We start from the raw sequence: 20,089 nt of genomic DNA on the forward strand, positions 1-20,089 counted from the left end.
GCCGAGAACGCTTCCGTCAGGCGGAACATCAGATCGCCGCCGGAGAGCTTCACCAGACCCGCCGCCACCGAGTCCACCACCCGGCGCTGTTGCGCCGCCGTCTCGGCACGCGCCGCCTCGTTGGCCACGCGCTCCGCGTCCATTTGAGCGGCAGCCGCCTTGGCGTCTTCCTCCAGCCGCTGCTTCTCCAGCCCGGCATCTTTGAAAATCTGCACGGCCCGGGCCATGCCGCCGATCTCGTCCCGGCGCTCGATGCCAGCAACGACTGCCCGCAGATTGCCGCCTGCAAGGTCGCCCATCGTCTTCTGCAGCCCCTTGATCGGCGAAACGATCCAGGCCTGAACCACGAAAAATCCACAAACCAGGATCACGATCAGGCTCACCAAAACCAGGGCGAACGTTGTGAAAATCGTCTTCCCGGCAGCGGAATCCAGAATGGCTTGGTCATTGCCGACCTGCTTGCGCGAGCTATCGCGCACGGCGGCCAGATCGTTGATCAATGATGGAAAGCCGGGCAGGCAATGGCTCAGGAACTCCTTCTGGGACGCGGTAACCTCAGCCGGTGTCGCCGCCGCCGCCCCGAGCTTGATCGATTGCGCGCAGGATGCGTTCAGCAGGGTATCGCCCCGCGTTTGCAATGACGTGAGCACGTCGGCCTGCTGGGGAACGGCTTTCTCCGCGCCAACCATGAGAGCGTCAAATTTCTTGCGATTGGTCGCCAGCTTGCCGAGCGCGCCTTGAATGCCCGAATTGGTGGTGTCGATGAGCAGCCACTCGATGTCAGCCTCGGCCCCGTCCAGAGCCTGGTTCGCCGTGGTAATATCGAGGGCGGCTGTCCCGGCGGTGGCGTTGACGTGCTCGAAACCGGCCGTTAGCCCGCGCATCTCGGTCGTCACGTAGATCGTGGAGCCGATGACAAACAGGCCAAATACGCCAAGAATGGCAAGAAACTTCGTGACGGTCGGTAGGTGTTTCACGGTATCCTCTCTGGTATTGAAACAGGCGAGACAGCCGAAGGGAGACGCAGCCAAACAATCTTCAAGAAACTGTCATTCTTGTTAAGAAAGATGTTTTGGTTGTGTTTGTTAATAACCTTAGGTTGTGACGCTGACAACACGCAAATATGTCGCGGCCCGAACATTTCTCTTGCGGAACCGGCGCGCCGAACCGACACCAAGCGGCGACGCGTTTTGTTATCTGATTTATCGAAATGATAGAATCGGCAACAGAGCGAATTTGGTTTTCTCTGAACTGAAGTTCAGGATATTGAACTTGCGCGCTTTTTGTCGCGGCGCGGCGCTTGATAAGTCAGCCGAGATGTTCCTAAGTGCGCGCGGGCCGGCCGCCTCCACTGGATGCCAAATAAGCGGCCAGCACCGCAGAATAAACTGAGGAGAGACCATTGCGTATCGTCGAAATCCGTGAGCGCACCGTGCCGATTTCATCGGCCATCGCCAATGCCTATATCGATTTCAGCAAAATGACGCTGAGCCTGGTTGCCGTGATCACCGACGTGGTCCGCGATGGCAAGCCCGTGGTGGGCTACGGCTTCAATTCGAACGGCCGCTATGGCCAGGGCGCGCTGATGCGCGAGCGCTTCATCCCTCGGATCATGGAAGCCAAGCCGGAAACGCTGCTTAACGCGGCGGGCGATAATCTCAACCCGGACGCGATCTGGGCGACGATGTTCAAGAACGAAAAGCCGGGCGGCCACGGCGAGCGGTCGGTGGCGATCGGTACGATGGACATGGCGATCTGGGATGCGACCGCCAAAATCGCCGGCAAGCCGCTGTTCCAGATGCTGGCGGACGATCATGGGCGCAAGGCGAATCCGCGCGTCTTCGTGTACGCCGCGGGCGGCTATTATTACCCGGGCAAGGATATCGAGAAGCTGCGGGCCGAGATGCAGAGCTATCTCGACCGTGGCTACACCGTGGTGAAGATGAAGATCGGCGGCGCCTCGCTGGCCGATGACATCAAGCGCATCGAGGCCGTGCTGAGCATGCTGCCGTCCGGCTGCCAGCTGGCCGTGGACGCCAATGGCCGCTTCGACACCGCGACCGCGGTGGCCTATGCCAAGGGGCTCTCGGCTTACGACCTGTTCTGGTACGAAGAGGCGGGCGATCCGCTGGATTACGAATTGCAGGCGGAGCTGGCGCAGCATTACGCCAAGCCGATGGCGACCGGCGAGAACCTGTTCTCGATGCAGGATGCGCGCAACCTGATCCGCTATGGCGGCATGCGCAAGGACCGCGACTGGCTGCAATTCGACTGCGCGCTGTCCTATGGCCTGGTCGAATACAAGCGCACGCTGAAAATGCTCGAAGAGTATGGTTGGTCGCCCTCGCGTTGCATTCCGCATGGCGGGCACCAGATGTCGCTGGCCATCGCCGCCGGCCTCGGCCTCGGCGGCAACGAATCCTATCCGGATCTGTTCCAGCCTTATGGCGGTTTCCCGGACGGGGTACGGGTGGAGAACGGCCATGTCACGCTGCCGCCGCTGCCGGGCATCGGTTTCGAAGGCAAGAGCGATCTCTATAAGGAGATGAAGAGCCTGAGCGACTAAGCTCCCGGTCCGGCGCCCATCATGGGCGCCGGATTCTTCGATTCAGAACGCCCAGGAATGCAAATAAGGAAATAAATATGGCATCGGATGTAGTGTCGGCGCGGACGCGCTCGGGTTTTACGCTGGGGCCGCTGTGGTTGCAGGTGCTGATTGCCGCCGTGCTCGGCGTCATTGTCGGCGTGGTCTGGCCGCATGAGGCGGCAGGTACGCAAGCGCTGGCGGACGGGTTTGTGAAACTCATTCGCATGTTGCTGGCGCCGGTGATCTTCATCACCGTCGTGGTCGGCATCGCCCGGATGGGCGATCTTTCCGAGGTCGGCCGGGTCGGGATCAAGGCGATCCTTTATTTCGAGGTGCTGTCGACGATTTCGCTGATCATGGGCGGACTCGTCGCGGACATCCTGCGGCCGGGGGCGGGGATGCATATCGACCCGCATTCGCTCAATGCCGGCGCGGTCGCCAGCTACGCTCATGTCGCCGGGCAGATCACCGTGGTCAGCTTCATCATGGGCATTATTCCATCCAGCATCACCGATGCGTTCGCGCGCAACAACATGCTGCAGGTGATCTTCTTTGCCGTGCTGTTTGGTGTCGTTCTGGCGCAAATGAAAGACCGCGCAAGCCGGCTGGTCGACGTGCTCGACGAGCTGGTGCAGGCGCTGTTCGGCATGGTGCGCATCGTGATGTATCTGGCGCCGCTCGCGGCCTTTGGCGGCATGGCCTTCACCATCGGCAAATACGGTATCGGCAGCGTCGTGCAGCTCGGTGAGTTCGTGCTGGCGGTGTATGCCACCAGCGCCGTGTTCGTGTTCGTCGTGCTCGGCATCGTGGCGCATTTTGCCGGGGTGCGGCTGCTGGCGCTGCTCTCCTACTTGAAAGAGGAATTGCTGATCGTTTTCAGCACCTCATCGTCCGAGGCAGTGCTGCCACAGGTGATGCAGAAAATGGAAGCGATCGGCTGCCAGCGTTCGGTGGTCGGCCTGGTCATCCCCACCGGCATCACCTTCAATGCCGACGGCACGGCGATTTATCTCTCGCTGGCCGCTTTGTTCATCGCCCAGGCCACCGGCACGCCGCTCACCATCTCGCAACAGGTGGTCGTCCTGCTGGTGCTGATGCTGACCTCGAAAGGGTCGGCGGGGGTGAGCGGGGCGGGCTTCGTGACCCTGGCGGCGACGCTGGCGGCGATGAACGCGATCCCGCTCGCGGGCATCGTGCTGATTTTGGGCGTCGACCGCTTCGTGAACCCGCCGCGCGCGGTACTCAACGTCATCGGCAACAGCCTGGGCACGATCGTGGTGGCGCAGTGGGAGAAAGCCTTCGACCGTAGCCGCGCCGGAAACATCGTCACGCAGCGTTAAAGGCGCGCGCAGGGCGGATATCCGCCCTGCGCGCACTCTTTGTGAATTCCGCCGTTTTCGTTATACCGATCCTGTAATGACTGCCATAAACAATTTCAGGAAGGCGTTGAATGGATCAGGAAGACGATGACGTCGGCACCCTCGCGGTGGCGAGGGAAAACGAGTTCACGTTCAACATGGTCGGTCTGTCGAATATGAAGTTCGACATTACCGATCATTCGATTACTGCCAACCAGGCTGGGACGTGGCATGGAATTACCAAGATCGATTGTGGTAACAAAGGCTGCACGCTCACGGTCAAGGCGGGGCGAAAAGCTTCGAAAGATGTTGCTGAGTGGTTTAAGGCGCAGATAAAGCCGGGCTCCGCCATTGGGTGCGCAAGCTATGACACGTTGCCCGGAGAGCTGAATTTCGCTTTTATCGGCACGATGAGCTTTGACCATAAAGGCCGGCACTATGTGGGCGAAAAGATCGTGTTGGCGCAAGGTCACAGCGGGAGATCAAGAAATAATTGGTGGATTGGCGGCCCCAATCTCAGTCAGATCACCAATGTCCCCATCGTTCATTTGGCTGCCGCCGCACAAACTTTTTACTACACGAACATTATCAGCCTTCCCGCCAAGGTCACATTCGTGACGTTTCTCGAACAGGTGAATTCGATGAACATGGGGGTCATCGATCTTTAGCCTCCTTGCTCATGCTGAGATGTGCAGTTGCCGGCATTCCATGGTTCGTAAATCTTGGTTTATTCGGCATAATGGAACGTGCTGAACTGAAATTTCTGAACGGATTTCCATGGCGTCGTGTGCTCGTGGCGTCGGGTATCGGCCAGAACGAAATCGTCGCCGAGAAGGGTTGAAAGGCTTTCGGCGTTGTGTCGCGCGACCGGCAGGCCGCTGCATGTCGCGGGACCGTCCGGCGCGAAAGTGCCGATGATTACGTGCCCGCCGCGCCGGAGAGACTGCTTCAGCCGCCGAATATAGGCCTGTTGGTCTTGTGCTTGGGTCAGAAAATGGAAAGCGGCCCGGTCATGCCAAAGGTCATAGGTTTCATCCGAGCGCCATTCCGCCGCGTCGGCGACGATCCACTTCACTTTGTCGCCTGTCCTGCCAAGGCGCATGCGTGCCGCCGCAAGTGCGGCTGCCGACAAATCCAGGACGGTGATGTTCCCAAACCCCCGTGCGAGAAGGCAATCGACCAAACGGGAGGCGCCGCCACCGACATCGATCAGTGCCGCCGCTGGCTTCACGCCGACGCGTTCGAGCAATTCAAGGGACGGGGCCGGCGTTTCCTGAAACCAGCTGACCTCGTCTTCCCCTTTGGCAGTATAGACGTTTTCCCAATGAGTCTGCTTGCTCGGAGTCACCTGAATCAGTTCCGACAATTTGGATAAATCTGCCACAGCATACCAGATCTTCGTTCTTTCGTCATGGCGGCAGATAAGGCAATCTGTCTGTCATATCGAGCGCCTCACAGGGGCGCGCTACGGCTTTTCCAACAAAATTCCCTGAAAAATGAAGGGCTGCCGGCTGTGACCCGCAGGCGGGTTGAATCTGCCGAGGAAAAACGCCGCGCCGGGAATAAATGACAGGCAGGATTGTCTTCCCTATAACGCCAGACCTTCTCTGGCGCGGGGATGACCATGTTGTTGCATGCCGATGGCGGTTCGAGAGGATGTCACGATGGCTGAAATGGCGGAGCTCATTGAGCCCATCATCCCCGCCTTGCGGCGCTATGCCCGCACTTTCGTGCGCGACGCGGGAGCCGCCGACGATCTGGTTCAGGATACCCTGGAGCGGGCGATCAGCCGGTGGCATCAGCGGCGGGTAGACGGCAACCCGCGGACCTGGCTGTTCACCATCCTGCATAATCTGGCGGTCAACCATCTCCGCCGCGCGCGCCGGCGGCAGGAGCTGCCGCTGGATGACGCCAACGAGTCCGACATAATGGTGTCGTCGACCCAGGAGGATGCGCTGCGGCACGCCGATGTCCTGGCGGCGGTTGCGCAGCTTCCGGACGACCAGCGCAGCGTGCTGCTCCTCGTGTCCGTCGAAGATGTCAGCTACGCCGATGCCGCGCGCATTCTCGATATTCCGATCGGCACCGTGATGTCCCGCCTCGCCCGCGCCCGCGCGCGGCTTCTCAAGCTTGTCGAAGAGCAGGCGAAACCCGTATCCGACCGCCCCTATCTGCGGAGAATTCAATGATCCCCCCCCGTCCGATCTCGGAAGACGATCTCCATGGCTTTGTCGATGAAGTGTTGGATGGGGCGCGGCGTAGCGAGGTGCAGGCCTATCTCGATACGCATCCCGAGGTGGCCGCGCAGGTCGCGGCCTTTCAACGCCAGCGGGACGCGCTCCGTGCGGCCGCCGCGCCGATCGCCGATGAGCCGATCCCGCCGCATTTGAATCTCCGCCATTTGATGGATGCGCGGCGGCGGTCCGGCGAATGGCGTTCCTGGCGCTCGATGGCGGCCGCCGTCCTTTTGCTGGTCGCCGGTGGCATTGGCGGCTGGTCAATGCGCGGCCAGATGTCGGAAGTGCCGGAAAACAATGGCATTGCGGCTCTGGCCCATGAGGCCGCCTATACGTTCAGCGTCTTCGGGACGGATCGCGCGCATTCCGTGGAGTTTGGCGCGGTGGACAAGGCGGAGCTGGTCAACTGGATCGCCTCGCGCATCGGCCGGACGGTCGCGGTTCCCGATCTCACGGCGGCTGGCTATGTCTTCATGGGCGGCCGGGTGGTCGCGACTCCTCACGGGCCGGCCGGCCTCCTGATGTACAGCAACGACCAGGGCCAGCGCCTTGCCGTGCTGATGCGGCCGATGGCCATGGACATGAACACCCGGATGGCGGCGCACAGCTTTGGCGATCTCCAGGGCTTCACCTGGGCCAGCCGGGGCACCGGTTTCAGCCTGGTCGGTGTTGCCCCCGCCGAACTTCTCCATCCCATCGCGAATGCGGTCCGGCAGCAGGAGAAATCGGTCATTTGAAGGGGCTGAAGCCCGCCGGTGAATCGGCGGGGCGGTTTCCGCGCATGGTGCGGACATTTCGGAACCATCGGGAATAAAATGGCCCGCGCCGGTGTCATCATAGGGTGAGAGCGCCGGTCCGGTGACGGACACCTCGTTTGCACCAGGGCGGCGCCCATTTTGAGGAGGAAACCACCATGCCGCGCCGGAGAGATTTGCTTGGAATGACAATATTGGCCGGCGTCGGCGCAGTCGCGCTATGGCCGCGGCCTCATGTCGCGGAAGCGGAAACGGCAGCAACGGCCAATTTTCCCGTCACCCATACCGATGCCGAGTGGCGCAAGCTGCTCAGCCCCGCGGCCTATGAGATCTTGCGGCAACAAGGCACGGAATTCCCTTATTCGAGTCCGCTGGACCGGGAGACGCGGGCGGGCACTTATAGCTGCCTGGGGTGCGGCCAGAATGCGTACTCTTCGGCAACGAAGTATGATAGCCACACCGGTTGGCCGAGCTTTTGGCAGCCGCTGCCCGGCGCGATCGGCGAACGCCTGGATACGAGTTTCGGCGTGGAGCGCACCGAGGTTCACTGCGCGCGTTGTGGCGGCCATCTGGGCCATGTGTTTCCCGATGGCCCGCCGCCCACAGGCTTGCGTTACTGCATGAACGGCGCCGCCCTTTCATTCCAGCCGGCTTGATCAGCGGAGACATCAGGATGCTACGTCATAAAAATCATCTGCTCCCGGCGTCGGTATGTGCGGTGGCGGCCGTCGCGGTCCTTGGCCTCGCCAATGGGTTTGGCATCGGCGCGGCGCGCGGGGCCGATCTTGACCAGCGTGTGCCCGCGCCCGCCTTGGACGAAACCGTGAAGACCGCCGGCACGGAAACGCTGATCCTGGCCGGTGGCTGTTTCTGGGGCGTGCAAGGCGTCTTCCAGCATGTCCGCGGCGTGACCAACGCGGTCGCCGGTTACGATGGCGGCAGCGCGGCGACCGCTCAGTACGAGATTGTCAGCACCGGCACCACGGGGCACGCGGAATCCGTGCGGATCACCTACGATCCGCGAATCGTGACCTTCGGCCGGCTCCTGCAGATCTATTTCTCCGTCACCACGGACCCGACCCAGCGCAACCGGCAATACCCGGATGAAGGGCCGCAATACCGGTCGGAAATCTTCGCGACCACGCCGGAGCAGGCGGCCATCGCGCAAGCCTATATCGCGCAGCTTGGCCAGGCGCACGTTTTTCCGCGCGCGATCGTCACCGAAATCGGCAAGGATACCGGCTTTTATCCGGCCGAGGATTATCATCAGAACTATTTGGCGTTCCATCCGGACAGCCCCTACATCGCCACCTTCGATCTGCCGAAACTGGCCGCCCTGAAGAAAGTGTTTCCGGACGAATTCATGTCCGATCCGGTGCTCGTCACCCACACTGATAGCTGAAGGCTTCTCATGCTGCTGATCCTGGTCGCTTATCTTGGCGGCGTGCTCACGATCCTCAGCCCCTGCATTCTGCCGGTGCTTCCTTTCGTGTTCGCGCGCTCGGACCGGCCCTTCGTGCGCTCCGGTCTGCCGATCCTGATCGGGATGGCGGTCACGTTCACAGCCATTGCCTCGCTCGCCGCCATCGGCGGGGGGTGGATCGTCCAGGCCAATTATTTTGGCAGGCTCGCCGCGCTGGTCCTGATGGCGATTTTTGGCGTTACCCTGCTCCTGCCCCATCTGGCTGACCGTTTGACCCGGCCGCTGGTGGCCGTGGGGGCGCATTTGTCGCGGCGAACCTCCAGCGAAAATGAGAGTGCTTCGTTCGCCTCGTCGCTGCTGCTGGGCGCCGCGACCGGGCTGCTTTGGGCCCCTTGTGCGGGGCCGATCCTGGGGCTGCTGCTGACGGGCGCGGCCTTGAATGGGGCGAGCCTCAGCACCTCGCTGCTGCTGCTCAGCTATGCCGCGGGTGCGGCGACCTCTCTCGCTGTCGCGCTGCTCGTGGGTGGCCGGGTCTTCGCCGCCATGAAGCGCTCACTGGGCGCCGGCGAATGGATTCGCCGCGGCCTCGGCGTTGCGGTCTTCGCCGGGGTCGTCATGATCGCCCTCGGCCTCGACACCGGCCTGCTCACGCGCGTGTCGGTCGCCGGCACCAACGGCATCGAGCAGGGCCTGCTCGACCAATTGACTCCGGCCAAGCCGGCCGCGCCGACCATGAGCGCCGATTCCACGATAATGGCGGCCGCGACCGAACCCCAGCAGCCGGTGCTGCCCATCGAAGGCGATCTGCCACCGCTGGCCGGCGCCGTGGCCTGGCTGAACAGCCCGCCACTGACCGCGCAGGGGCTGAAGGGCCATGTCGTGCTGGTCGATTTCTGGACCTATTCCTGCATCAACTGCCTGCGCTCCCTGCCTTATGTCGAGGCGTGGGCGCAAAAATACCGGGACCAGGGCTTGATCGTCATCGGCGTGCACGCGCCGGAATTCGCTTTCGAACGCAACAGCGACAATGTCCGCGCGGCGATCAAGAAATTCGGCATCGATTACCCGGTGGCGATCGACAATCATTATGCGATCTGGCGCGGCTTCAACAATGAATATTGGCCGGCGGATTATTTCATCGATGCGCAGGGCCATATCCGCTACCACCAGTTCGGCGAGGGCGGCTACGGCGCGTCCGAGCGCGTGATCCAGGAGCTGTTGCGCGAAGCGGGCGACAAGGCGGTTCCTACCGGGATCGTCGCCGTCACGGGCGGCGGGATCGAGGAAGCCGCCGACGTGGCCGACATCGCCTCGCCGGAAACCTATATCGGCACGGAGCGCGCCACCGATTTCGTCTCACCGGGGGGCGCCGTTCCCGATCAACCCCATGATTATACCGCCCCGGCGGCGCTGGCGTTGAACCAATGGGCGCTGGCCGGAAACTGGCGAGTCGGCGCGGAGGATGCGGTCCTCGACCAGCCGGGCGGTGGGATCACTTTCCGCTTTCACGCGCGGGACCTGAACCTCGTGCTTGGCCCCGCCCGGAACGGCAAACCGGTCCGTTTCCAGGTCCTGATCGACGGCCACGCGCCCGGGTCCGACCGTGGCGCGGATATCGACGCGGCCGGCAATGGCACCGTGACGGCACAACGCCTCTATCAGCTTGTGCGTTTGACCGGTCCCGTCGCCGACCACGTATTTTCCATCCGCTTCCTGGATCCGGGGGTGGACGCCTATGCCTTCACCTTCGGCTGAGCCGCGGCCCCGCCGCGTCGCCGCCGGCCTTGCCTTCCGAAAGGAAAAAACGAGGAAAGGAAGCGCCACTTTTTGTGAACAAAAAGTAGCAAAAAAACTTTGTTTATTTTGGGCCCGTGCGGTTCAACGCCTCAGGCCCAGCGCACGATGCTCACCAACATTTTGTTAGGCTTCTTTTTGTTCGCAAAAAGAAGCCTCCTTCTCCGCGTCCACCAAAATGGCGAGCGCGACCTCGGCGGCACGTTCGACATGCCGGCGGCACGCCGCCGCGGCGGCGGCTGGGTCGCGGTTTTCCACCGCCGCGACGATTTCGCCCATCTCCGCAAGGGTGTGGGGAAGACGGTCGGGGCAGGAAAGGGAGGTGGCGCGCAATTGTGCGTTGCGGCAAAGAAGCCGTTCCAGCATGCGCGCCGCATAAGCGTTGCCGCAGCCCTGGCTCAGAATATCGTAGAAGCGCCGTTTCATGTCGAGCAGGGCTTGCCGCGTCTCGGTCGCGCCGTGATCACGCATTTCCTCGTACACGGCGCGCAATGCGGCCTGCTGTGCCGGGGTGGCGTGGCGTGCAAAACCCTCGCCCGCGAGGGGTTCCAACGCCGCCCTGACTTCATAGATTTCGCGGGCTTCCGCCGCCGAAAGCGGTGCCACGAAGGGGCCGCGGTTAGGATAGACGACGATCAGTCCTTCCGCCTCAAGCAACCTCACCGCCTCGCGCACGACGCTCCGGCTGGTGCCGAACGTCTCGCACAGGATGCGGTCCGGCAGATGGTCATTGGGCAGGAAGCGCCCCGTGACAATGGCTTCCCGCAAGGCATCTTCCACTTGGCGCCGCACAGGCTGGGGGACGATTTTTAGGGAATGCTGCATGACCCTCACCGATGAATGTCATCAATTATTATACGTTCCACCCTATATCATAGAGCGGAGCTGTGCATATTGACAGACGATTAGGGATCGATAAATTGTCTGACAATATGATGGTTATGGGTCGGCCAAACGACCCCACACGCCAGGAGCTCCAAATGTCAGACGATAAAGCGCTATTCGATAAAGGTTTGCCCATCCGCCGTGCGGTGCTGGGCGCAGAGTATGTCGACGCCTCGATGGAGAAGGCCGACGATTTCATGATGGCCTTCCAGCGCGCCACCACGTCCTGGGCGTGGGGCTGGGCCTGGGGCGACCCGACACTGGACCGCAAGACGCGCAGCCTGCTGAACCTGGCCATGCTGACCGCGACCGGTCATGCCGGCGAACTGAAGCTGCATGTCAAAGGCGCGCTCAATAACGGCGTCACGGTTGCCGAGATCAAGGCCGTGCTGATCCACGCCACGGCTTATTCCGGCATTCCGTCCGGGCTGAACGCCTTCAAGGCGGCGCATGAGGTGCTGGTGAAGGAAGGCGCCATCGATTCCGAAGGCAAGCCGGTATGAGCGGCGCCTTCAAAAAGGTCGCCTTTGTCGGCATTGGTAACATGGGTTGGCCGATGGCAGCGCGCCTGGTGGCGGCCTCGTTCAATGTGGCCGTGTGCGATGCCGTGCCCGGGCGGGCGGAAGCTTTCGCCGCCCAGGTTGGCGGTGTCGCGGCGAAGGACGCCAAAGCGGCCGCCGAGAATGCCGATGCCGTCATCACCATTCTGCCGACCAGCCAGTACGTTTCGGACGTGATCGGGCAGATCAAACCCCTGCTGAAGAGCGGTGCGCTGGTCGTCGAGATGAGCTCCGGCATCCCCAGCGTCACCAAGCGCCTGGCCGAAGACCTCGCCGGCCAGGGCGTGGCGATGATCGACGCGCCGGTGTCCGGCGGTGTGTCGCGCGCGAAGACGGGCGAGCTGGCGATCATGACAGGCGGTGAGGCCGACGCCCTGCGGCGCGCGGATCCGTTGCTGCGCGCGATGGGCACGACGATCACGGAAGTGGGCGCGATCGGCGCCGGTCAGGCGATGAAAGCCCTCAACAATCTCGTGTCCGCCGGCGGCTTCCTGATCGGCATCGAGGCGCTGCTGATCGGCAAGTCCTTCGGCCTGAGCCCGGAGAAAATGGTCGATGTGCTGAATGCCTCCACCGGCATGAACAACAGCACGCAGAAGAAGTTCAAGCAGTTCGTCCTGTCGCGGCAGTTCAACAGCAATTTCGGACTGGACCTGATGGCGAAGGATCTCGGCATCGCCCTCGAAGTCGGGAAAGACGGCGCTGTGGCAACGCCGTTTGCCGGATTGTGCCGCGAATTGTGGCTGGCCGCATCGGCCAGTCTCGGGCATGGCAAGGACCACACGGAAATAGCCCGGTTCAGCGAGAGCCTGGCCGGCCAAATTCTTGAGACCCCTGCCGGGGAATAAGGCGAAGACGACGAAAGGGGCTCGCCGCAAGGCGGGCCCCGATTGGTGTATAGTAAAAAGGGAAACGCCATGAGTGCTAGATTGGATGCTGTCGGGGCGCCGACGGTCTTTACGGATACGCTTGAACAACGTCGCAAGTCCGCGATCCGCGGGGCGTTTTTCTCGGAAGTAATCGATTTTTTCGACATCTATTTGCCGGTCGTCGTGCTGGTGCCGGTGCTGGGGTTTTTCCGTCCGCTGCATTTGTCGGCTGGGCTGGAGACCGCGCTCAACTCCCTCATTTTCGTCACCACTTTGCTCGGCCGCCCGGTCGGCGCCGTGCTGTTTGGGATGATCGCGGACCGGATCGGCCGGCGGATGGCATCCATCTACTCGATGAGCGGGTTCGGCATCGTCACCTTCGTGATCGCCCTGCTGCCGGGCTATGAGAGCATCGGCATTTCATCGTTCATTCTGCTGGTGCTGCTGCGCTTCGTCGACGGCATCTTCCTCGGCGGCGGTTACACCGGCGCGGTGCCGCTTGCGATCGAATATGCCGAGAAGGACCAGCGCGGTTTCGTCGGCGGGCTGGTCCTTGCCGGCTTCCCGGCCGCCTATGTGCTGATCAACCTGGTGGCGGTGGTGATGTTCGCGCTGTTCCCGCTGAACGGCCTTCACTCGCCCTACGCGGAAATCGGCTGGCGGATTCCCTTCGTGATCGGCGGCGTGTTGGCCGGCGGGATGGCGCTCTACTACGTCTTCCGGGTGTCCGAGTCGGAAATCTGGAAAACCGAGACCGCGACGGAAGCGGAGAAGGTGCCGCTTTCGGATCTCGTGTTCGGCAAGAGCGGGCGCAGCCTGCTCCAGGTTTTCGTGATGATGACCGGCTTCTGGCTGACGCAGAATCTCATCGCGTTCTTCCTGCCTTCCGTGTTGCTGCCGCATATTCTGCATCTTCAGAAATACCAGCTGACCTTCACGCTGATTCTCTCCTATGGGCTGGTGTGCTTCAGCTATGTGGGCTCCGGCATGATCGGGCAGAAAATCGGCCGGCGTCGCTGGTTCATCATCCTCGGGCCGGTGATCGCGGTGTTCGGTTCCGCTCTGCTCTACTTCCTGGACACGTCGAAAGGTCTGTCGTTCCCCGTCATCGTCGTGCTGGTGTGCCTGCTGTCGGTCCTGGTGACGGCGCCGTGGGGCATGCTCCTCGCTTACATCAATGAGCGTTTCGTCACCGATGTTCGTGCCACCGGATTTGGTGTCGGTTACAGCCTGTCGGTGATCATTCCCTCGTTCTACGCCTTCTATCTGAACTGGCTCGGCGCGGTGGTTCCGCCGTTGGCCGCGTCGGCGGTCCTGATGTGCCTGGGCGGCATCATCGGCACCATCGGCGCGGCGCTGGGGCCCGAAACCAAGGATGTGGATTTTTGAGCGAACACCGCAAGAGCTCTCCCTGGGAGGTAATCGCGGTCCGTTACGGGACGCGGGCGACGACCAAGGGAGGAGTCTATCTCAATTACGGTCAGTATGGCGAAGCTGACGGGCCGTTGCAGATGGACTATTTCTTCTGGATCCTGCGCAATGCGCAGGAGACCATCGTCATCGACACGGGGTTCAGCGCCGCCGCCGGTGAAAGGCGGCGGCGGCAAATGACGATGGCGCCGGCGCAGGCGCTGGCGCAGCTCGGCATCGACCCCGCCGCGGTGAAACGGCTGATTCTCACCCATGCGCACTGGGACCATACCGGCAATCTCGATCTGTTTCCGAATGCGCAGATCCTGATGTCGCGCACGGAGCTTGCCTTCATCGGCAGCGATGTCGCGCACCGGCCGATGCTCGCGAACGTCATGGATGAAGATGATAACCGCTTCATTCTGCAATTGGCCGCGCAAGGGCGCGTGACCCCGATCGACCATGAAGACCGTTCGATCGAAAAAATCGTGCTGCGCGAGTTGCCCGGCCACGCGCCGGGACAGCTCGCGGTCATCGTCGAGCGGCCGGAGGGGAATGTCATTCTCTCCTCCGACGTCACGCATTATTACGACGAACTGGCGCATGATCGCCCGTTCAACGTCTTTACCGATCTGATCGCGATGTATCGCAGCCTGGAAATCCTGCGCGGCCTGGCGGCGCAGCCGGGTACGGTGGTGGTGCCCGGACATGACCCGGAGGTGATGCGGCGCTTTCCGGCGATCGGCGATTTTGCCGTGCGGGTGGCGTAAGGCAAGCACAAGAAAGCGCTACTTTTTGTGAACAAAAAGTAGCAAAAAAACTTTGTTATGCTGGGCCATGGGCGTTGGCGCCGACACAGCCTGAGGCCCAGCATAAAAAAAGTTTTTGCGGCGCTTTTTTCAAAAAGCGCCCACTTCCGCTATCTTTCCTTTATGTCCAAGTCAGCATCCGATCAGCCTGCGCCGTCCTCCTCTGCGATCGCGGAACCTCTGGAAATTCTGCTGATTTTTCTGAGGCTGGGCTGCACCTGCTTTGGCGGCCCGATCGCGCATCTCGGCTATTTCCGGGCTGAGTTCGTGCAGCGGCGGCAATGGCTCACGGAGCAGGCCTATACCGATCTCGTGGCCCTGGCGCAGTTCCTACCCGGGCCCGCCTCCAGCCAGACCGGCTTTGCCATCGGTCTCCTGCGCGGCGGCCTGCTGGGCGGCCTGGCGGCCTGGACCGGCTTTACCCTGCCCTCGGCAGCCATCCTCGTGCTGTTCGCCTATGGGGCGGGCAGCATTGCCAGCTCCCATGCCGGCGCCGGGTTGCTGCACGGGCTCAAGCTGGTCGCCGTGGCGATCGTGGCGCAGGCCGTGATGGGCATGGCGCGGACGCTTTGCCCCGATCGCATCCGCGCCTCGATCGCCACCATCGCCCTGGTCGTGATGCTGATCGCGCCGTGGTCGATCTTCCAGCTCGGCACGATCCTCGCCGGTGGCATTGCCGGGTGGCTGTTATGCCGCGGCGAGGCCGGTCCGCAGACAGACCGGCTCGTCATACCGGTTTCGCCGCGATTCGGCGCGGTCTGCCTTGTCGCCTTCTTCCTGCTGCTGGCCGTTTCCTTCGTGCCGATGCGGGCCGGCGCCATGGCGCTGTTCGATGCGTTCTACCGCTCCGGCGCTTTGGTGTTCGGCGGGGGGCATGTCGTGCTGCCCTTGCTGCGCAATGCCGTCGTAGTGCCGGGCTGGGTGTCCGATAACAGTTTCCTGGCGGGATATGGCGCGGCGCAGGCGGTGCCCGGCCCGTTATTCACATTCGCGGCTTATCTTGGGGCGGTCGCCGGCGTGGCGCCCGGGGGCATCCTCGGCGCGCTCATCGCCCTGGTCGCGATTTTCATCCCCGGCATCCTCTGTCTTCTCGGGGCCTTGCGGTTCTGGCATGCTTTGTCCCTGCACCCGGCGGCGAAAGCGGCCATGCATGGGACCAATGCCGCTGTTGTGGGTTTGCTCGGCGCGGCGCTTTACAGCCCTGTCTGGACCAGTGCTGTACAGAATCCCGCCGATTTCGCGATCGCCGCAGCGGCCTTTGTGCTGCTCGTGGCGTGGCGCGCGCCGCCGCTGCTCGTGGTGGCGCTGTGTGCGGTGGCTGGCGTTGTTTTGAGCGCGTAAAGGAAGCGCTACTTTTTGTGAACAAAAAGTAGCAAAAAATCTTTATTATGCTGGGTCATGGGCTGTGTCGGCGACAACGCCTATGGCCCAGCATAACAAAAGTTTTTGCGCCGCTTTTTTCAAAAAGCGGCTGCTTTCTTTCTTCAAGGCGCCCCCGTTAGTGCAAGTTCGATAATGCGCGCGATCACCAGGCCGCCGGCCAGAAAGAGATAACCGCGCAGCGCCATCATCCAGACCCGCGTCGCCGGGGTGAAGCCGCCGGGCGGCAGCTTGTCGAGGGGCGGCATGCGCCATTCATCCTGGTTGGAACGATCGATCGGGGGCGCCTTCGCAGTGCCGTTCCCCCGCCGCATCGCGAACATCATGAGCACGACAATGAGGGCAAAGACGCCACCGGCACTTAAGGTCGCGATGATCTGGGTGCCTGTGATCGAGGGATACACCACAGATGCCGTGAGGATGACCGAGAGCAGCAGCATGACCGCGATGACGATGCCGGTGAGGAGGTTGATGAAGCGCCCATTCACCCAGGGCCCAAGCACCGCCTGGTCATTGCAAAGCAGCAGCAGGAACACCGTGGCGCTCGGCAGCAGCACGCCGGCGAGGCCCTGCACGGCGTTGGTGATGAGCCCGAGCGGCACGCCCGGGGTGAGCACCAGCGCCGCGGCGCCGAACAGCAGACCGCCATAGATGACGTAGAAGAACTTTGCCTCCTTTGGTTTGCGGTGCAGCGAATGGTTGGCCTTGAAAACGTCCGAGATCGCATAGGCCGTGGCGAGCGACACGGCGGAGGCGCCGATGATGCTGGCATCGATCAGCGCCAATGCGAACAACACCGCCGGCAGCCGGCCGACATATTTCTGCAGCCCGTCCGCGATGCCGAGATCGTCGGTGAAATTGCCGAATTCCGGGTGGTGCGCGAAGATTGTGGCCGCGGTCGTCATCAGCGCCACGGCGCCGCCGATCACGATGAAAAAGCCGATCACGAGATCCACGCGCGAATAGCGGATAAAGCGCGGCGTGATGCGCTTATCGACGACATAGCTCTGCTGGAAGAAGAGCTGCCAGGGGGCCAGCGTGGTGCCGATGATGCCGATCACCAGCAGCAGAACGGCGGCCACGCCGTTGGACGGGACATGCGGCATCTGTGGCAGGAAGAAGCCGTTCGCCACGGCGCCGAGAGGGGGGTGCACCAAAACAAAGAGCGGCACCAGCAGAAAGCTGAAGGCGATCAGGCACATCGCGAAGCGCTCGAACTTGCGGAAATCCCCTGTGCTGGCGGCACCGATGATGACAACGGCGGCGACGAACACGCCCGCGATCTTCGGCACGCCGAGATATTGCAGACCAAGATTGATGCCGATGAATTCCGAGACGATGGTCAGCGCGTTCAGCAGGAAAAGATCGATGACGCTGAACGCGCCCCAGAATTTGCCGAAACGCTCGAGAATGAGGCGGGCATGGCCAACGCCGCTTACCGCACCGAGCCGGATCACCATCTCCTGGTTGACGTAGAGCACCGGCAACATGAGCAACAGCGTCCAGAGCAGCGAATAGCCGTAATTCTGGCCGGCCTGGCTGTAGGTGCTGAAGGCGCCGGCATCGTTATCGCCGGTCATGACGATCAGGCCGGGCCCGATGATGGCGGCCAAGGTGACGAGGCGGGTCTTCCAGGTGCCGCGCGGGGCGATATCGCCTTTGGCAATGGTGCCGAAGGCACCGCGGATGTCGCCCAGATGGGCCTGGTCGAGAACGGCGACCGCCGGCTCGGTTGGGGTCTTGGTGATCTGGCTCATTTATCGTGTTCCATGGCGCGGCTGCGCCTTTTTATTTGTAACGACAATCAAACGGATGAAAGCGGAGAGCGCCCGGCCGGGCCGCACTTCATGCGGCGGCGCGCGGTTCGCCGAGCCTCTCATCGGCATGATGATTTCGGTGTCGGCGACGTGACGGGGCGTCAGGTCGCGGTGTCGATCATCCACTGCATGAACAGGCGGCCATTCGCATCCTGCCGCCAAACCGCACATAGGCGGTGGCGGTGCAGATTGCGCAGGCTGTCATTGCCGGGTGCCGCAACGCTCCGGCCGAATTCCGGCATTTCAGCACGCAAACGGCGTGGGGTGAATTTCAAAACCTCGGCCATTCAGGCCTCCTATTGCTAAAGCTGTTGCTCAAGCCAGGGAGGCCGGGGCCGGACGGATCAGCGGGCTGGATCCCTCGCGGTCACGGGGCAATCCCCGGCGCCAAAGCCACACAGCGGCGAGACGATCAGCGCAAAGCGCCGACTATCGCCCTCCGTGGGCTCGCTGCTAGATCGCGGGTTCATGTGATCCTTCTTTGCGTGATGACCGTGATTGGCCAAGGGTGTAATGCCCTCTGGCCGTCACGGCCCCTAGAACTCGGCATGTTTCAAGTCAAGACAGGGTGAGGGCAGGAGGCCTGTTCATCATCGTCGGCGGCGCATATCGTTCATGCCCGATTGCGGTGCGTTCACGAGGTCTATGGGCCATTCATACTTATTGGGCGGAGGGAGAGGCAGCATGGCGAAGAAGCAGCACCGGTATGCGGTACGGGTGGTATGGACCGGCAATAGGGGAGAGGGGACGGTCACGCATCGCGGCTACGAGCGGGCTCATCTCATAGAGGTGGCCGGGAAACAACCGATCAGCGGATCATCGGATCCGGCCTTCCGGGGCGATCCCAGCCGTTGGAACCCGGAGGAGCTGCTGGTGGCGTCGCTGTCAGCCTGTCACAAGCTCTGGTATTTGAGTCTGTGCGCCGAAGCCGGGGTGGTCGTCATTTCCTATGAGGACGATGCTGAGGGACTCATGGTTGAAGAGGCAAGCGGGGCGGGGCAGTTCGCTTCCGTGACCCTGCGTCCGCGCGTCACGATCGCGGCCGGCGCCGATGCAGACCGGGCGCGCGCCCTTCACCACCGCGCCCACGCGATGTGCTTCATCGCGCGGTCGGTCAATTTTCCGGTCACGCAGGAGCCGGTCATCCTACGGGAAGCGGCTTCCTGATGTCTCGAACCTTCGGACGATCGCGGCAAGCGCGGCGCCCTGGAGTTCGCCCTCGCATGGGATAGCGTGATTGAACGCGGTGAACGCCTTTGCCATGGTCGCGTTTTCGATTTTGTGCAGATGTTGCCGCGGATGACGGCGCTGTTAGCGATGCCGCAACATGACGTATTTAAGAATGTCACGTCACGTCCCTAAAAATATTTAGGGCAAAAATGAGCGCGAATAACGCCGACTCCTTGCCGTCACGGTTCGTACGACAATGTTTCCTGGAGGCCTGCAGCGAGTATTTCGGCTGCGTCCCGCGGTGCCGGAGCGCCAACAGGCTTTCTACTCACGGGCGAAGCCGTCGCTTGGAAGCCGTTGTCGTGATCACCAATTTTTGACCGGGTCACACAAGGGACCCGCAAGGATACCGGGCGTTTTGCGGTGCTGATCAGGGCGTGCGGCAACGCCGACCCGCAGGCGGCGGGGTCTTGGATCGTCTGCGCCGCGCTCCGCCGGACACCACCCAAAGGATGGCGCCGGACAAGCGCTCGCTCTTCGTTTATGGCGCAGAGATCGCGGTTGCACGACCGGGTCCTGGCGGTCCCGCCGGTTCCGGCCGGCCGCGCGCTCAAGGCCCGATATGGTATGTCCAGCGATTATTGCCGGCGCAGCTCGTCGCTTGTGCCGGCGTCATTCCCTTGCAGGCGCCGTGATAATACCATTGAGACAGGCGGTTGGACATCGCCGATTGGTCACTTGACCATGTCCCGGCATTTGCCACGGGAGTGCTGACAACAACACTCGCAACCAATAGTAAAGAGCTTAAGAACTTTTTCATCTGCTGAGCCTTGTCAGCTCGACATGTCAATTGCCGAGCCAACGATCTTTAGCCCGCGATCGATCGCAGGCTAAAGAGGCAAAATGCAGAGCTCGTCTGCGCGTATCGGTGGCACGAAACGTTACGGCGCCGGTCGATAGACTCACTTTCTACCGAACATTGAAAGTTTCCGATGCTCCGCAGCTGTGGAACCGGGGGCTCGTGCCGCGCCGCAA

The 20,089-nt window shown here is 62.1% G+C and carries 19 protein-coding genes; 14 read left to right on the top strand and 5 right to left on the bottom strand.

Annotation, left to right across the window (positions count from 1 at the left end; all coding sequences use genetic code 11):
* On the bottom strand, positions 1–977 hold a 977-nt coding region (locus VNC39_RS11040), incomplete at its 3' end, for a HAMP domain-containing protein (RefSeq protein ID WP_325399132.1).
* A 425-nt stretch (positions 978–1,402) separates the two neighbouring features.
* Between VNC39_RS11040 and VNC39_RS11045 the strand changes: the two genes are divergently transcribed.
* The 3 genes from VNC39_RS11045 (at position 1,403) to VNC39_RS11055 (ending at position 4,613) form a co-directional block, all read left to right on the top strand.
* A complete protein-coding gene (locus tag VNC39_RS11045; protein ID WP_325399134.1) occupies positions 1,403–2,566 on the top strand; it encodes a mandelate racemase/muconate lactonizing enzyme family protein in 1,164 nt (387 codons plus the stop codon).
* Positions 2,567–2,643: 77 nt separating this feature from the next.
* Positions 2,644–3,927 carry a C4-dicarboxylate transporter DctA gene (gene dctA / locus VNC39_RS11050; protein ID WP_325399136.1) on the top strand — a complete coding sequence of 428 codons (1,284 nt, stop codon included), beginning with the start codon at positions 2,644–2,646 and terminating at the stop codon, positions 3,925–3,927.
* 110 nt (positions 3,928–4,037) lie between these two features.
* The gene (locus VNC39_RS11055) at positions 4,038–4,613 is read left to right on the top strand and encodes a hypothetical protein (RefSeq protein ID WP_325399138.1); all 576 of its coding nucleotides are present in this window, start codon (positions 4,038–4,040) and stop codon (positions 4,611–4,613) included.
* Between the two features lie 59 nt (positions 4,614–4,672).
* Here the strand turns inward: VNC39_RS11055 and VNC39_RS11060 are convergent, their stop codons facing one another.
* Positions 4,673–5,329 carry a class I SAM-dependent methyltransferase gene (locus VNC39_RS11060; RefSeq protein WP_325399140.1) on the bottom strand — a complete coding sequence of 219 codons (657 nt, stop codon included), beginning with the start codon at positions 5,327–5,329 and terminating at the stop codon, positions 4,673–4,675.
* A gap of 280 nt (positions 5,330–5,609) precedes the next feature.
* Here VNC39_RS11060 and VNC39_RS11065 point away from each other — a divergent pair, with 280 nt between their 5' ends.
* The 5 genes from VNC39_RS11065 (at position 5,610) to VNC39_RS11085 (ending at position 10,115) form a co-directional block, all read left to right on the top strand.
* Positions 5,610–6,134, top strand: a complete 525-nt coding sequence (locus VNC39_RS11065; RefSeq protein WP_325399142.1) for an RNA polymerase sigma factor — start codon at positions 5,610–5,612, stop codon at positions 6,132–6,134.
* A complete protein-coding gene (locus tag VNC39_RS11070; RefSeq protein WP_325399144.1) occupies positions 6,131–6,919 on the top strand; it encodes an anti-sigma factor family protein in 789 nt (262 codons plus the stop codon). The genes VNC39_RS11065 and VNC39_RS11070 overlap by 4 nt, the downstream gene beginning before the upstream one ends.
* A 203-nt stretch (positions 6,920–7,122) precedes the next feature.
* A complete protein-coding gene (gene msrB, locus VNC39_RS11075; protein WP_325399146.1) occupies positions 7,123–7,593 on the top strand; it encodes a peptide-methionine (R)-S-oxide reductase MsrB in 471 nt (156 codons plus the stop codon).
* A gap of 17 nt (positions 7,594–7,610) precedes the next feature.
* The gene (gene msrA, locus VNC39_RS11080; protein ID WP_325399148.1) at positions 7,611–8,339 is read left to right on the top strand and encodes a peptide-methionine (S)-S-oxide reductase MsrA; all 729 of its coding nucleotides are present in this window, start codon (positions 7,611–7,613) and stop codon (positions 8,337–8,339) included.
* A 9-nt stretch (positions 8,340–8,348) separates the two neighbouring features.
* Entirely contained in the window at positions 8,349–10,115 is a 1,767-nt protein-coding gene (locus VNC39_RS11085; protein WP_325399150.1) for a cytochrome c biogenesis protein DipZ, read from the top strand.
* Positions 10,116–10,280: 165 nt separating this feature from the next.
* Here VNC39_RS11085 and VNC39_RS11090 read toward each other — a convergent pair whose 3' ends face one another.
* The gene (locus tag VNC39_RS11090; RefSeq protein WP_325399151.1) at positions 10,281–10,979 is read right to left on the bottom strand and encodes a GntR family transcriptional regulator; all 699 of its coding nucleotides are present in this window, start codon (positions 10,977–10,979) and stop codon (positions 10,281–10,283) included.
* A gap of 155 nt (positions 10,980–11,134) precedes the next feature.
* Between VNC39_RS11090 and VNC39_RS11095 the strand changes: the two genes are divergently transcribed.
* The 5 genes from VNC39_RS11095 to chrA all read left to right on the top strand — a co-directional run bounded on the left by VNC39_RS11095 (position 11,135) and on the right by chrA (position 16,028).
* On the top strand, positions 11,135–11,542 hold the full coding sequence (locus tag VNC39_RS11095) for a carboxymuconolactone decarboxylase family protein (protein ID WP_325399153.1): 408 nt from the start codon (positions 11,135–11,137) through the stop codon (positions 11,540–11,542).
* Complete coding sequence (locus VNC39_RS11100; RefSeq protein ID WP_325399155.1) at positions 11,539–12,447, top strand: NAD(P)-dependent oxidoreductase; 909 nt, start codon at positions 11,539–11,541, stop codon at positions 12,445–12,447. The genes VNC39_RS11095 and VNC39_RS11100 overlap by 4 nt, the downstream gene beginning before the upstream one ends.
* 69 nt (positions 12,448–12,516) lie before the next feature.
* Positions 12,517–13,857: an MFS transporter gene (locus VNC39_RS11105; RefSeq protein WP_325399157.1), complete on the top strand. Its 1,341-nt coding sequence runs from the start codon at positions 12,517–12,519 to the stop codon at positions 13,855–13,857.
* Positions 13,854–14,648: an N-acyl homoserine lactonase family protein gene (locus VNC39_RS11110; protein ID WP_325399159.1), complete on the top strand. Its 795-nt coding sequence runs from the start codon at positions 13,854–13,856 to the stop codon at positions 14,646–14,648. Before VNC39_RS11105 ends, VNC39_RS11110 begins: the two co-directional genes overlap by 4 nt.
* Before the next feature lie 162 nt (positions 14,649–14,810).
* Positions 14,811–16,028, top strand: coding sequence for a chromate efflux transporter (gene chrA, locus VNC39_RS11115; protein WP_325399161.1), 1,218 nt, complete (start codon positions 14,811–14,813; stop codon positions 16,026–16,028).
* A 143-nt stretch (positions 16,029–16,171) separates the two neighbouring features.
* On the opposite strand, the gene VNC39_RS11120 is transcribed toward chrA, so the two are convergent.
* Together VNC39_RS11120 and VNC39_RS11125 are read right to left on the bottom strand one after the other, a co-directional pair.
* The gene (locus VNC39_RS11120) at positions 16,172–17,824 is read right to left on the bottom strand and encodes an NRAMP family divalent metal transporter (RefSeq protein ID WP_325399163.1); all 1,653 of its coding nucleotides are present in this window, start codon (positions 17,822–17,824) and stop codon (positions 16,172–16,174) included.
* 161 nt (positions 17,825–17,985) lie between these two features.
* On the bottom strand, positions 17,986–18,171 hold the full coding sequence (locus VNC39_RS11125; RefSeq protein WP_325399165.1) for a hypothetical protein: 186 nt from the start codon (positions 18,169–18,171) through the stop codon (positions 17,986–17,988).
* Between the two features lie 397 nt (positions 18,172–18,568).
* On the opposite strand from VNC39_RS11125, the gene VNC39_RS11130 reads away from it, so the two are divergent.
* Positions 18,569–19,051, top strand: coding sequence for an OsmC family protein (locus VNC39_RS11130; protein WP_325399167.1), 483 nt, complete (start codon positions 18,569–18,571; stop codon positions 19,049–19,051).
* The last annotated feature ends 1,038 nt before the right edge of the window (positions 19,052–20,089 follow it).

Origin of the sequence: Acidocella sp. (assembly GCF_035535915.1) — a bacterium.
Lineage (GTDB): Bacteria > Pseudomonadota > Alphaproteobacteria > Acetobacterales > Acetobacteraceae > Acidocella.